We start from the raw sequence: 13,940 nt of genomic DNA, 5'->3' as shown, positions 1-13,940 counted from the left end.
ATTTCTGTATCGAAAAGAATTTGAAAGTATAACACATTTCAAACAAGAATTAGCAAAGTATATAGAATACTATAATCATAAAAGAATTAAGGCAAAATTAAAGGGTATGAGCCCAGTACAATACCGGGCTCATACCCTAGAGGCTGCCTAATGAAACGACCTGTCTAACTTTCGGGGGTCACTTCATAACAGAAGAATGGCTCTTTTTCTTATTGATAAATCTCTTTATATTTCTTGTACTCCGCTTCCGAACATAGTACGAAATGTCCTGGGCGAATTTCACGCATTGTTGGTGCTTCACTACCATAATTATGCTGTGATGGATCATATACGATACGTTTACGATTGCGCTCATAATCTGGATCTGGAAGTGGAATCGCTGATAATAGTGATTTCGTATATGGATGAATTGGATTCGCATATAATTCATCACTTGTTGTTAACTCAACGATTTGGCCACGGTACATTACACCAATACGGTCACTAATGTATTTTACCATTGATAAATCATGGGCGATGAATAAGTATGTTAAACCTTTTTCTTTTTGTAGCTTTTTCAGTAAGTTTACAACTTGCGCCTGAATCGATACGTCAAGTGCTGAGATCGGCTCATCGGCAATGATAAATTCTGGGTCTACAGCAAGCGCTCGAGCGATACCGATACGCTGACGTTGTCCACCTGAGAATTCGTGTGGGAAACGGTTTGCGTGCTCTTTATTTAAACCAACTGTGTTTAATAGTTCATGAACACGGTCCATGCGCTCTTTTTTACTTTTCGCTAGTCCGTGAATATCGATACCTTCTGCAATAATATCCCCTACTGTCATACGAGGGTTTAATGATGCATATGGATCTTGGAAAATCATTTGCATTTTACGGTTGAATTTCTTCAGCTCTGCGCGTGATTTTTTACCATGTACATTTTCACCATCGAATAACACTTCACCAGCAGTTGCATCATATAAACGAATAATCGTTCTTCCAGTTGTCGATTTACCACAACCTGATTCTCCTACAAGGCCAAATGTTTCTCCGCGGTAAATATCAAATGAAATATCATTAACCGCTTTGACAACACCACCACTCACGTCGAAGTGCTGCTTTACATTTTTTACTTCAATTAATTTCTCACGTTGTTTAGTCATGTTGTTCACCTGCTTTCATTTGAAGAATGCGTTTTTCAACGACTGCCGGCGGTTTTACTTCTGGAGCTTGCTCGTGAAGTAACCAAGTTGCCGCATAGTGCGTATCACTTACTTTAAATAAAGGTGGGTCCATTTCAAAATCAATTTTCAGTGCCTGTGGGTTACGTGGTGCAAAAGCATCTCCCTTTGGCGGCTTCAATAAATCTGGAGGTGTTCCAGGGATTGCATATAACTCTTCTTCTGAACCATCTAAACTTGGCATAGATGCGATTAAACCCCAAGTATATGGATGTTTCGGATTGTAGAAAATTTCATCTACAGTTCCAATTTCAACAACTTTACCAGCGTACATAACTGCCACTCGGTCCGCAACGTTTGCTACTACACCTAAGTCATGCGTAATGAAAATGATTGCTGCTTCTGTTTTTTGCTGAATGTCTTTCATAAGTTCTAAAATTTGCGCCTGAATCGTAACGTCTAGCGCTGTTGTCGGCTCATCGGCAATTAATAATTTCGGGTTACAAGCTAACGCCATCGCAATAACTACACGCTGTCTCATACCACCTGAGAATTGGTGAGGATATTGTTTTAAACGAGCTTCTGGATTTGGAATACCTACAAGGTCAATTAACTCTAAAGCAACTTTACGTGCATCTGCTTTACTCATCCCTTGGTGTTTAATTAGACCTTCCATAATTTGATTTCCAATTGTCATCGTTGGGTTTAATGATGTCATTGGATCTTGGAAAATCATCGCAATATCTTTACCGCGTACTTGCTGCATTTCTTTTTCTGTTAATTTTGTTAAGTCACGACCTTCAAATACGATTTCACCATTTTTAATGCGTCCAGGAGGATTCGGAATTAATCCCATTAACGCTTTAGAAGTAACTGATTTCCCTGAACCAGATTCTCCTACAATCGCCAATGTTTCTCCTTTTTTCAAATCAAAAGTAACGCCGCGTACAGCTTGTACTTCACCTGCATGTGTATCAAAGGAGACTTGTAAATCTTTTACCTCTAACAATGTTTTCATCTTTGCCTCTCCCCTCTTTTACTTACGCATTTTTGGATCTAACGCGTCGCGTAATCCGTCTGCCATTAAGTTAAACGCTAAAATTAATATACTGATGACAACCGCAGGGATGAACATCATATGCGGATACGTTTGAATAGATTTATAACCATCATTTACAAGAGAACCTAGTGACGCAAATGGTGGCTGAATTCCTAAACCGATGAAACTTAAGAACGCTTCACCAAACACCGCTGATGGAATTGTAAACATTGTCATTACGATAATAGGTCCCATTACGTTTGGAATTAAATGTTTCACAATTAATTGTGTATTTGTTGCACCTAATGTACGAGATGCTAATACATATTCTTGGTTTTTTAACTTTAAGATTTGTCCACGAACAATACGCGACATCCCTATCCAACCTGTAATCGCCATCGCAAGTGTAATTGACCAAATACCAGATCCCATAATGATTACCATTAAAATAACGATGATTAAGTACGGAATACCGTTAATAATCTCCATAATACGTTGCATAATGTTATCTACTCTACCGCCGTAGAATGCTGAAATACCTCCGTATGCAACCCCAATTACTAAGTCAATTGCTGCCGCTAAAAGAGCGATATATAATGATACGCGTGTACCTTCCCATGTTCTTGTCCATAAGTCACGGCCAAGGTCATCTGTACCAAACCAGAAGTACTCTTTAATATCACGTTTTTCATATTGGTCAACACCATATTGATCTGTACCGTCAAATGGTAACCAATGAACATTTTCAATAACTGGAATTTTTGGTGGTAATTTCGCACGACCTAAATCTTGCTCTTTATACGAGTGTTTACTTACCATCGGTCCAAAAATCGCTAATAGCGCAATGATAACTAACAATACAAGGCCAAGCATCGCACCTTTATGTTGGAATAAACGTCTTCTTACATCTTGCCAAAACGTTAAGCTTGGACGGGCAATGACTTCATTATCAACATTATTTTGATTGGCTTGTTGAAATAAATCTGGAGATAATTTTTGTACATCTTTCATCATTTTTTCCCTCCCGCTAAACGAATACGAGGATCAATAATTCCGTATAAAATATCGACAATGAAAATAACTAAAATGAAGATCGCACTATAGAAAATCGTAGTTCCCATAATAACTGTATAGTCATTTAAAGTAATCGATTTAACGAATTGTTCCCCAAGTCCTGGTACAGCATAAATTTGCTCGATAACAAGTGTTCCTGTAATTAATGCCGCAACCATTGGTCCTAAAATTGTTACAACTGGAATTAACGCGTTACGAAGTGCATGTTTGACAATGATAACGCCTTGGCTAATTCCTTTCGCTTTCGCTGTTAAAATGTAATCGGCTTGCATAACTTCAATTAATTCTGCACGAGAGAAACGTGCGATTGTCGCGATAACTCCCATCGATAATGCAATTGTAGGCATTACAGTAAACTCTGGTCCTTTCCAGAATGCTACTGGGAACCAGCCTAGTTTTACCCCTACGAAATATTGCAGTAATGCGGCGAATACGAATGATGGTACCGACATTCCGAGTACCGAAATAACTGTTGCACTATAATCTACCCACGTATTATTACGAAGTGCGGCAACAATACCTAAAATTAAACCGATAAATGTTCCTAATATAATCGCTTGTAAACCTAATTGGGCTGATGGTCCAATACGATCCACAATCATGTCTGTTACTGGGCGGTTATCATATTGGAATGATACCCCTAAATCACCTTTTGCTAAGTTACCTAAGTAACGTGCATATTGAACTGGTACCGGATCATTCAATCCGTATTTTTCAAGAATGATTTCTTTTTGTGCCGGTGATAGCTTCTCCTGGTTTTTAAGCGGAGAACCCGGAAGTAATTTCATCAAAAAGAAAGTCATTGTAGTAATTAAAAATAATGTCAAAGCCATGTACACGAAACGTTTTAATACATAACGTCCCATAGTCAAGCACCTCCCCGTTTTTCTCAAAAGCAATAAGATAGTTTAAAATATTCTTACTTTTATTTTTTTAAAATAAGAGCATATGCCCATCATAGGCATATACCCTTGTAAACGATGGAAAAAAAAAGATTATTTTTGTTCAACAGATGCCCATTTGTAAGTTAATTTACCACCATAGTTAATTGGGATAATATCTTTTACGGCACCTTTTACTACATACGCTGAACCTTTTTGGAAGATTGGAGTGATAACTGCATCCTCTTTAATTAACATCTTCTCTACTTCTAGAAGGTTGTCCCAGCGAGCTTGTAAATCTTTTGTATCTGTTTTAGCTTTTAGGATTAACTCATCATATTTCTGATTAGAATACCCTGTTTTATTTTGAGAACCATTCGTAACAAACATATCTAAATATGAGATTGGATCTGGGAAATCTGGTCCCCAAATACCAAACGCAATATCATATTGCTGAGAATCTTCTAATTTATTTTTTTGTGCGAATGGTTGCTGTTTAATTTTAATTGATAAACCTGGTAAGTTCTTTTCCATCTCACCTTTTAAGAATTCCCCAACTTTTTTAGCATCTTCATTATCAAAGTTTAAGAATTCTAGTTCGATTTTATCAGTTCCAAGCTCTTTCTTCGCTGTTTCCCAAAGCTTTTTTGCTTCTTTTGGATTTGTTTCAACTAGCTTTCCATTTTCAGCTCGGAAATCTTTTTTATTTGGACCTTCAGCGAAATCTTTTCCAACAAATCCGTAAGCTCCAATTGCGCCGTTATTTAAAATAACTTTTGCAATGTTATCACGGTCAAAGGACATTGAAATTGCTTTTCTTAAGTTTTTATTACTTAAGTACTGATTACTTTGATTAAATCTTAAGTAAGCAACCCCTGCCTCTTTTCTTGTTTGGAACTCTGGGCTTTTTCTAAACTTATCAACAAATTCAGACGTTAAAGCCGCCCGATCAATCGCGTTTGTCTCATATAAATTTACATCAGTTGCTGTATTTTTTACAATATTAAAGTTGATTTCTTCGATTTTAACCGTTTTATTATCCCAATATGAAGGATTCTTCTTGAATTGGAAACTTTGTTCATGTTTCCAATCACTCATAACGAATGGACCGTTATATAATGTTGTATTTGCCTCTAAACCAAATTTATCACCTTGTGCTTTTACAAAGTTTTCATTTAGTGGGTAAAATACTGGATAAACTGTTAAATCGATAAAGTAAGGAACGGGATTGTCTAATTCTACTTCTAATGTATAATCATCAATCGCTTTTACACCTAATTGGTCAGCAGGTAATTCTTTTTTATGAATTTTCTCTGCATTTTTAATATCGAACATAATGTATGAATACGTTGCTTTTGTATCTGGATTTACTGCTCTTTTCCATGAATACACAAAGTCTTTAGCTGTTACAGGTTCCCCATTCGACCATTTCGCATCTCTTCTTAATTTAAATATGTATTTCTTCCCATCATCTAGCTTTTCGACATCTTCTGCAACTCCAGGCATTCTCTTTTGATCTTTGCCAATACGATATAAACCTTCCATCGTATTATTTAATGCTGTAGAAGATGAAGAATCAGATGCTAATGATGCATCCATTGACGGAATTTCAGATAACTCTGTTAAATTAAGAATCTGTTTTCCGTTACTACTACTCGTAGCGTTCTCTTTCCCTTTTGCTTTTGCGTCATCTTTTTGGTAGCTACACGCGCTAAGCAACATACTTGCAGTTAAAGTTGATGCAAGTAATAACGGTATCTTTTTCTTCATGTTGTGTTGCCTCCCCTAATTGCACTTCCTGTACCCTCACTTGTTAAAAAGTAGAATTGAAAGAATAATCTCCAAGTTTCTACAATTTTCATTATACATATAATATAACAATTGTGAATATAGTTTTTTGTTTTTTTGTTAAAATTTTTAATAAAATATTTATATTTTAAATTTTTCGTAAAGGGATACATTAACATTGCTACCATCATCTTAAAATCAGACCTTTAATTGCGTATAATTTTCAAAAAATTAATCCTAGTACTTATTATAGCTTTTATAGTATAATAATTCTAGTAATATTTTGACGGAGGGGAATATTTTGAATAAAGTTTTTTTTCATACTTGTATACTAATTTTTATAGCGATGATTGCTTCTAGTATTGGCGCATTCCTCATTTCATCTCAATTTTTGTTGAACTTTGTCAACATTTTGTTTTATATTGCACTGTTTTTTATTCTTATCGGCGGTTTTTTATACATATTTCAAAATGGTTTTTTCAATGTAACCATTTACGCATTCCAAAGAGTATTTGGTACGAACAAAAAGATTGACTCTTTAATTGAAGAAGTCGAGGAACCTACAGATAAGAAAGAACGTATTTATAAAACATATTCATTCAAATGGACATATCCAATTTGTATTACAGGTATCTTCCTTGGGTTGTTCTCGACCCTTATTAGCTTTACTATTTTGATGTAGTTTGCAAACACTATCCCATATGATATAATAATCAGCAAAACATTTTGTTATAAAACTTTAGTTCTTTCATATTAAAAGAGCTCAAGTAACAATAAATAAATTTATATGTATGCGATGATAAAGAAGAGTACATATTGAGGCAATTTCAGAGAGCTTGTGGTTGGTGTGAACAAGTAATTGTACAGTATGGAATGGGCTTTTGAGCACCAAACCGAACCGAAAGTAGTAGGCTTTGGCGTTATATCCTAACGTTATTATGGATTAGAGAGATTTCACAGTAGTGAAATAATTAGGGTGGTACCGCGGTCCATTCGTCCCTATAGTTTTTGGGATGAATGGGCTTTTTTGTTTGCCTTCTCTCCCCCCCATCACGCATTCAATTTTAGGAGGAATTACTTATGTCAGTTATCTTTTCTGGTATTCAGCCAAGTGGAACGATTACACTTGGAAACTATTTAGGCGCAATGAAGCAGTTTACAGAGCTTCAAAATGAACACGACTGTTATTTCTGTATTGTAAACCAACATGCGATTACAGTACCTCAAGATCCCGTCGGACTTCGTAAAAACATCCGCAGTCTTGCTGCACTTTATGTAGCATGCGGCATCGATCCTGAAAAAGCTACTTTATTTGTACAATCAGAAGTACCAGCACACGCTCAATTAGGATGGATCATGCAATCTGTTGCTTACGTTGGAGAATTAGAACGTATGACGCAATATAAAGATAAAGCTTCGGGTAGAGATTCAGTTCCAGCTGGATTACTTACGTATCCACCATTAATGGCTGCTGATATTTTACTTTACAACACTGAAATCGTACCAGTTGGTGATGACCAAAAGCAACATATGGAATTAACACGCGACCTAGCAGAGCGTTTCAACAAACGCTTCCGTGAAGTGTTCACAATTCCTGAAATTCGTATTCCAAAAGTAGGCGCTCGCGTTATGTCATTAACAGAACCTACGAAGAAAATGAGTAAATCTGATCCGAATCCAAAATCAATGATCAGTATGCTTGATGAACCAAAAACAATTGAAAAGAAAATTAAGAGTGCTGTTACTGACTCTGAAGGTATTGTGAAATTTGATAAAGAAAACAAACCTGGTATCTCTAACTTATTAACAATCTACTCTTCATTCTCTGGAAAAACAGTTGAAGAAATTGAAGCAATGTACGAAGGAAAAGGATACGGCGACTTCAAAGGCGACCTAGCGCAAGTAGTCGTAGAAGCAATTCGTCCAATCCAAGACAAATATAACGAACTAATCAACTCACCAGAACTAGACGAAATTCTAGACAAAGGTGCAGAAAAAGCAAACCGCGTTGCATTCAAACAACTACGCAAAGTAGAAAACGCAATGGGACTAAGCAGAAAACGTAGGTAACATATAAAGTGGAAGCGGCTCGTTCAGCTCTGACTGGCTAAGGTTCTTTCGCATAAAAGGAGCTTTTTTCCTTCTTATGCGGAAGGTTCTTAGACACGAAGAGCTTGCCGCTGGAGCTGGATTACATATAAGGTGGAAGCGGCTCGTTCAGAATGTGAGGGGGATGGAGCTCCTGACGTAGAGGCGCTTTTTGCCTCGCAGGAAGGCGCGAAGCCACCGAACATTCTTGCCGCTGGAGCTGGATTACTACAAAATTAAAAAACCGCCAATTGGCGGTTTTTTAATTTACCTTTTGCTCATTTTCCATTTCCCATAACTTTTCAAAAAATGGCTGTCCTTTTACGAGACGCTCGCATAATTGTTCATGCTTATCAGACCAGCCTGTTTTCGCTTCATCATACAGCTTAACCCAAATATCTTCAAATTCCATATGTTGAACCATTCCATATGCTGATGGATCCCACTCTGTGAACCAATAGCGAATTTCTGCTGTATTTTTCGTTGTATGTAATTGATCTAACGCCATAAATAATAATTGTTTTAGCTGTCTTTCTTTACGAGTCAAGCCATTCATAATGAAAGGCGATGGTGATAAAATGTGATGTTCTTTTTCTGTTTCTTCTACTTGGAACTCATACTTTTCTGCTTGTACATTTTCTACCATCTCATATACCATCTGCTCTTGGCGTGGTATAAGTCTGCTTTTGCGAATTGGTACATTGTAACCAATTGTGTCAATCGCAATAATTCCTTTTCCATCTGTAACAACAAAGCAATACTCTTGCTGCAAACGTTCATGATTTTTACGAATATAAGCCTTATGATGTACGTCTTCCAGCATTTTTTGCGGAAGCTCTAACAATTCGTTCTCGATGTAATGATATAATGTGGCATCTACTTTTAATAATGGCACTTGATCTAATAGCTCAATCGTATCATCTTTCCGCCATTCGTAAAAATGACAAACGTTATACCCATTTTCTTCACCTTCAAACCAATTTACCCATACATCATGTAGATATAACATTCACTACCCCTCACTTCACTACTGTTTGTACCAATCATTATGTTCATTTTTGCTTAACTTTATTCCACTTGAGGAAATATATTCTAATTATTATTTTTTCTTCTATTAATACTAAAAAAACAGGAAATAGAACTCCTGTTTTTTTATATATGAAATGTACTTGCTTTATTCAATATTTCTTTTGCATCTATAGATAATAAAGAAAGTGTATCTTCTCCTTCCAAAGTTACACAATCTTTGACAATATGAAATCCAAGCGCATAGCCAAGCATCTTCGGATAAGAGTGAAAGCCATTTAATAAGATGTCATGTTCCCTTGTCCCTCGTTTTATACTTATTCTTTCATGTACAATATTTTTCCAATAATAAATAGCCTCTTCCTTTGAAAGATACGCCGTCCACGGTGCATTGTTTTTTTCTGTATACCTTTCTGTTACTGCTTGTTCAGCTAGCCCTTCCATAATCATCGTATCAAGTAATGTATATTCTGTTTCTTTCGTCTCAATTTGATGTAACCTGCATATGTGATGATATTCATGCGCTAATAACACTTTTAATTCTTCTACCGAATTCCGCCCACATACGAATAAGAAAATAACATGACGCATAGATAATCCAGCCCTACCGTTATACTCTTCTTGTACAGTTCGATTATAGGAATCTGATAATAAAATAAAGACAGGGACATCTGGACCTTTTAACCAGTTTTTCAGTTTATCATACTCCAGGCTCAATTCTTTCCAAATTTCCTTTTCCTCTAATTCTTTAATTTCCTTTTCTCCGCGCATGATCGGGCGATACATCCCTTTTGAAATTAAAAAGCGATACAACCTTTCTTTTGGCAACGGAATATACTTCGTAAATTTCTCACAAAGTTTTTCTGGCTGCCCATAATATAAATGTAGCCATTCAGCTGTTTCAACAATCCCCATCTTTATCCCTCCTTTTTCTTATGTATATGCTACAGGAGAAAAAGGCGTAAAAATAAATAAGGAGTTTTTTCGCAATATATTGCGAAAAAACTCCTTATTTCATCTATTATTTATACGATTTAAATACTAACACTGCGTTATGACCACCAAATCCTAATGAGTTACTTAATACTGCATTTACTTCTTGGTGTCTCGCTTGATTCGGTACGTAATCTAAGTCACATTCTGGATCTGGTGTCTCATAGTTAATTGTTGGCGGAATTACTCCGTCTGTAATTGATTTAATAGAGAAAATCGCTTCAACAGCACCAGCTGCTCCTAATAAGTGACCTGTCATTGATTTCGTTGAGCTAATCGCTACTTTATACGCGTGCTCACCGAAAGTTTCTTTAATTGCCATCGTTTCATATTTTTCATTCGCATCCGTACTTGTACCATGCGCATTAATGTAATCAATATCTTCTGGCTGTAGGCCTGCATCAGCTAAAGCTTGACGCATTGCACGCACTCCGCCTTCACCACCAGGAGCAGGCATTGTAATATGGAACGCATCTCCAGTTGCACCATAACCAGCAATTTCCGCGTAAATGTGAGCACCACGCGCTAATGCGTGCTCTAATTCTTCAAGAATTAGAATACCTGAGCCTTCACCCATTACAAAACCGCTACGGTTTTTATCAAATGGACGGCAAGCCGTTGCTGGGTCTTCATTAAATGTTAATGCTTTCGCTGAGCTAAATCCTGCGAATGCCATACTTGTTAGCGGTGCTTCTGCTCCGCCTGTAATCATTGCATCAGCATCACCACGCTGAATTGCTTTAAATGCATCACCAATTGAGTTTGCACCAGATGCACAAGCCGTTACAGAACAAGTGTTAATTCCTTTTGCTCCTGTTGCGATTGATACTTGACCTGCTGCCATATCCGGAATCATCATCGGTACGAAGAATGGGCTCACGCGGCGTGGGCCTTTCTCAGTAAAAATCTTAAATTGTTCTTCGTATGTTTCCATACCGCCAATACCTGATCCAATCCATACACCAATTCGAGGTCCGTTTTCTTCTGTAATTTCAAGCTTTGCATCTGCAACTGCCATTTTCGCTGCTGCTACTGCATATTGTGTAAAGCGGTCCATACGGCGCGCTTCTTTTTTATCAATATATTTCTCGACTTCAAAGTCGTTAATTTCTGCTGCTACTTTTGCTGGAAATAGTTCCGGATCAATTCTTGTAAGTCGTCCGATTCCAGATACACCCTTTTTAATGTTTTCCCATGCTGTTTCAACATCTGTTCCGACCGGTGTAACAGCTCCTAGTCCTGTAATTACGACCCTCTTTTTTTCCATACAAAATACACTCCTTTTTTTCTCTCAGTCCTTATTTACCCCAACGAAGAGCGACTGCTCCCCATGTTAATCCGCCACCAAAACCAACAAGTATAATTAAATCACCATCTTGAATACGTCCATTTTGCAATTCCTCTACCATTGCAATTGGAATTGAAGAAGCTGATGTATTACCAAACTTTTCAATTGTCATACTCATTTTTTCTTGTGGTAAATTTAATCTCTCTCTTGCAGATTCCATAATACGAATATTCGCTTGATGCGGTACTAAGAAATCCACATCCTCTTTTGTAAGACCAGCCTTATCCAGCACGCGAAGACAAGATTCACCAAGTTGACGAACGGCAAATTTAAAGACTTCTCTGCCATTCATCATAACATACTCGTCTTGATATAGATGCTTACCGCCGCTTCCGTCTGCTCCTAATTCGAAAGATAGAACGCCTCTTCCTTCTGAAACTGCTCCCATTACGATAGCACCGGCTCCGTCTCCAAATAATACCGCTGTATTTCGATCATTCCAGTCTACAATTTTAGATAGCTTATCACTACCAACTACTAATACGTTTTTATAAGTCCCCGTTTGAATAAATTGCTGCGCTGTAATCATTCCGTACATAAAACCAGCGCATGCTGCACCTACATCCATTGCAGCTGCATGTTTCGCTCCAATCGCTTCTTGAATGACACAAGCTACTGCTGGAAACGCACGATCTGGTGTTACTGTCGCCACTAAAATAAGATCGATATCTTCTCCGCTAACCCCTGCATCTTCAAGTGCTTTTTTTGCAGCCTCTACGGCCATATATGAAGTATCTATTGTATCATCGGCAATGCGTCTTTCTGCAATTCCCGTTCTCGTACGAATCCATTCATCGGATGTATCCATTATTTTTTCTAAATCGTGATTTGTGACTACTTTTTCTGGCACATATCTTCCGATCCCTAAAATGCCCACGTTCACATCGCAGCCCTCCGTTTTATATCAATTATTATGACTTGGTACTAATTTTAAAACATAAATGTATTTTTGTCTAGAATATATTTCGCATAAAACAGAAAGCTAACGCATTATCCACTTTATTTTTCATTAAAAGAAACAGAAACATACCTCTCAAATATAAAAAGACTCAAACCCTTCTGTTCACGGTTCGAGCCTCTCTTCCATCTAAAAAGATGTTTTTTATTCTTTATCTGCTTTTCTTCTAAACTAGAGAGTTCTCCTCACTACCTTTCCTTTATCCTCTTCATATCTCTGGTTTTCCCCCAGGCGAGAATACAAAAGGCCCTGACCGCTTCTATCCACGGTTCGAGCCTCTCTTCCACCTTAAAAAGATGCTTTTTATTCTTTATCTGCTTTCCTTCTAAACTAGACAGTTCTCCTCACTACTTTTCCTTTATCCTCTTCATATCTCTGGTTTTCCCCCAGGCGAGAATAAAAAAGGCCCTGACCGCTTCTATCCACGGTTCGGGCCTCTCTTCCATCTTAAAAAGATGCTTTTTATTCTTTATCTGCTTTCCCAAGCTCATAAGCTTCGTTCATAACTTTCATTAACAACTCTAACACCGGCTGTGCCTTCTCCATATCAAGTGCAATTCCATTATCATCTAAAATTGCCTTTGCTTCCGGTAAATGCTTCATTGCGATTTGTAAAAACTGCATGCTTTTTTCGTTCATATTATACTCTTCCTCTCCATTAAAACTTTCACATACAATAGTGTAACACGCGTACTACCCTTCGTATAACTCTTTATATTTTTTCATGTGTGCCAGTTGCTTATTTAAACCGTATTCTAACGGAGTATTTCTTTTTATCGAAATTACTTCGATAGCCTCATCTCTTACTTCGCTATTATTTTTATTTACTTTATCATCCGCGCGTAAAAGATTCATACCTTTTTCCCATAATGACTGTTTACCACTAAGTAAATTGTATATACCAAGATGCGCCCCGTTCGTTCCATGTTCCCATAAGTATTCACATACATCTTCAACGTAAAGTAAATCATTCCCCTTTTCCTCAATCGTACAACGCCACTCTTTTTCAACTAATTCTGATAAAATAAGCTGATGAAACATCATAAAGGACGGTTGCCACGGTCCATATAATGTTGGAACTCGAAATACACTATATTGTAAATTCCCTTTTTTCAATCCTTCTTCTACTTTCAAAAATAGGCGCTTATTTTCGGATTCATCTGTACTGCCTACTTCAATAGAAGAAATTAAATTTAACTTCACTTTTTGTTCTTCACACATTCTTATAATTCGCTTTAAATATTGTAATATGACTCTTTCATTCCGAAATCCACTTTGCTGATTTGGCTCATATAAGCAAAAATAAACAGTATCGAATCTCTCTTCCTCAACCGATCTCCATCCATCTTCATCTCTTATCGAATAATACGTAAATAACGCATTTCGCCCAATTAATAATAACTTCTCTTCATTAATTTTGGTCATACTATCGAATTCATCAAAATCAAGACCATAGACTTCCACTTCTTCTGCAATCATTTTATTTACAAGGTGATAACCTACAAACGTAAGTGCACCTATTATCAGCACGCGTTCCATACCACCAACCCTTTCCCTCTGAAACAAATAGCTCCTCATTTAT

General features: G+C 37.0%; 14 protein-coding genes and 1 other annotated feature. Of the genes, 3 read left to right on the top strand and 11 right to left on the bottom strand.

Going from position 1 to position 13,940, the window contains the following annotated elements; all coding sequences use genetic code 11:
* Positions 1-151 (top strand): IS3 family transposase (locus ACS2CR_RS13250; RefSeq protein WP_016084332.1); only part of this gene is annotated, 151 nt, incomplete at its 5' end.
* A 58-nt stretch (positions 152-209) separates the two neighbouring features.
* On the opposite strand, the gene ACS2CR_RS13245 is transcribed toward ACS2CR_RS13250, so the two are convergent.
* The 5 genes from ACS2CR_RS13245 to ACS2CR_RS13225 form a co-directional block, all read right to left on the bottom strand.
* Positions 210-1,145: an ABC transporter ATP-binding protein gene (locus ACS2CR_RS13245; protein ID WP_000166348.1), complete on the bottom strand. Its 936-nt coding sequence runs from the start codon at positions 1,143-1,145 to the stop codon at positions 210-212.
* Positions 1,138-2,181: an ABC transporter ATP-binding protein gene (locus ACS2CR_RS13240; protein ID WP_000854346.1), complete on the bottom strand. Its 1,044-nt coding sequence runs from the start codon at positions 2,179-2,181 to the stop codon at positions 1,138-1,140. The genes ACS2CR_RS13245 and ACS2CR_RS13240 overlap by 8 nt, the downstream gene beginning before the upstream one ends.
* 18 nt (positions 2,182-2,199) lie before the next feature.
* On the bottom strand, positions 2,200-3,216 hold the full coding sequence (gene opp3C, locus ACS2CR_RS13235) for an oligopeptide ABC transporter permease (protein WP_000974106.1): 1,017 nt from the start codon (positions 3,214-3,216) through the stop codon (positions 2,200-2,202).
* On the bottom strand, positions 3,213-4,142 hold the full coding sequence (gene opp3b, locus ACS2CR_RS13230; protein ID WP_000534172.1) for an oligopeptide ABC transporter permease: 930 nt from the start codon (positions 4,140-4,142) through the stop codon (positions 3,213-3,215). The genes opp3C and opp3b overlap by 4 nt, the downstream gene beginning before the upstream one ends.
* A 129-nt stretch (positions 4,143-4,271) precedes the next feature.
* On the bottom strand, positions 4,272-5,927 hold the full coding sequence (locus ACS2CR_RS13225; protein ID WP_000727219.1) for a peptide ABC transporter substrate-binding protein: 1,656 nt from the start codon (positions 5,925-5,927) through the stop codon (positions 4,272-4,274).
* 319 nt (positions 5,928-6,246) lie between these two features.
* Here ACS2CR_RS13225 and ACS2CR_RS13220 point away from each other — a divergent pair, with 319 nt between their 5' ends.
* Complete coding sequence (locus ACS2CR_RS13220) at positions 6,247-6,627, top strand: DUF3899 domain-containing protein (protein WP_001044997.1); 381 nt, start codon at positions 6,247-6,249, stop codon at positions 6,625-6,627.
* Between the two features lie 105 nt (positions 6,628-6,732).
* Positions 6,733-6,949, top strand: a binding site (T-box leader).
* Between the two features lie 76 nt (positions 6,950-7,025).
* Complete coding sequence (gene trpS / locus ACS2CR_RS13215; RefSeq protein ID WP_000110985.1) at positions 7,026-8,015, top strand: tryptophan--tRNA ligase; 990 nt, start codon at positions 7,026-7,028, stop codon at positions 8,013-8,015.
* A gap of 280 nt (positions 8,016-8,295) precedes the next feature.
* Here the strand turns inward: trpS and ACS2CR_RS13210 are convergent, their stop codons facing one another.
* From ACS2CR_RS13210 to ACS2CR_RS13185, 6 genes are all read right to left on the bottom strand, one after another.
* Entirely contained in the window at positions 8,296-9,042 is a 747-nt protein-coding gene (locus ACS2CR_RS13210; protein ID WP_000966128.1) for a YjbA family protein, read from the bottom strand.
* A gap of 143 nt (positions 9,043-9,185) precedes the next feature.
* Positions 9,186-9,974 (bottom strand): DUF2268 domain-containing protein, encoded by a 789-nt coding sequence (locus ACS2CR_RS13205; protein ID WP_153602671.1) that lies wholly within the window; start codon positions 9,972-9,974, stop codon positions 9,186-9,188.
* A gap of 106 nt (positions 9,975-10,080) precedes the next feature.
* The gene (fabF, locus tag ACS2CR_RS13200) at positions 10,081-11,319 is read right to left on the bottom strand and encodes a beta-ketoacyl-ACP synthase II (RefSeq protein ID WP_000412656.1); all 1,239 of its coding nucleotides are present in this window, start codon (positions 11,317-11,319) and stop codon (positions 10,081-10,083) included.
* Between the two features lie 31 nt (positions 11,320-11,350).
* The gene (gene fabH / locus ACS2CR_RS13195) at positions 11,351-12,283 is read right to left on the bottom strand and encodes a beta-ketoacyl-ACP synthase III (protein ID WP_001100533.1); all 933 of its coding nucleotides are present in this window, start codon (positions 12,281-12,283) and stop codon (positions 11,351-11,353) included.
* A gap of 537 nt (positions 12,284-12,820) precedes the next feature.
* Entirely contained in the window at positions 12,821-12,997 is a 177-nt protein-coding gene (locus ACS2CR_RS13190; protein WP_001986215.1) for a ComZ family protein, read from the bottom strand.
* Positions 12,998-13,051: 54 nt separating this feature from the next.
* Complete coding sequence (locus tag ACS2CR_RS13185; protein ID WP_016109546.1) at positions 13,052-13,924, bottom strand: NAD-dependent epimerase/dehydratase family protein; 873 nt, start codon at positions 13,922-13,924, stop codon at positions 13,052-13,054.
* Positions 13,925-13,940 lie beyond the last annotated feature (16 nt).

Source organism: Bacillus cereus group sp. BceL291, from assembly GCF_051776705.1.
Taxonomy (GTDB): domain Bacteria; phylum Bacillota; class Bacilli; order Bacillales; family Bacillaceae_G; genus Bacillus_A; species Bacillus_A cereus.
Note: the sequence above shows the minus strand (reverse complement) of the source record. Positions and strands in the feature narration are given on the sequence as shown.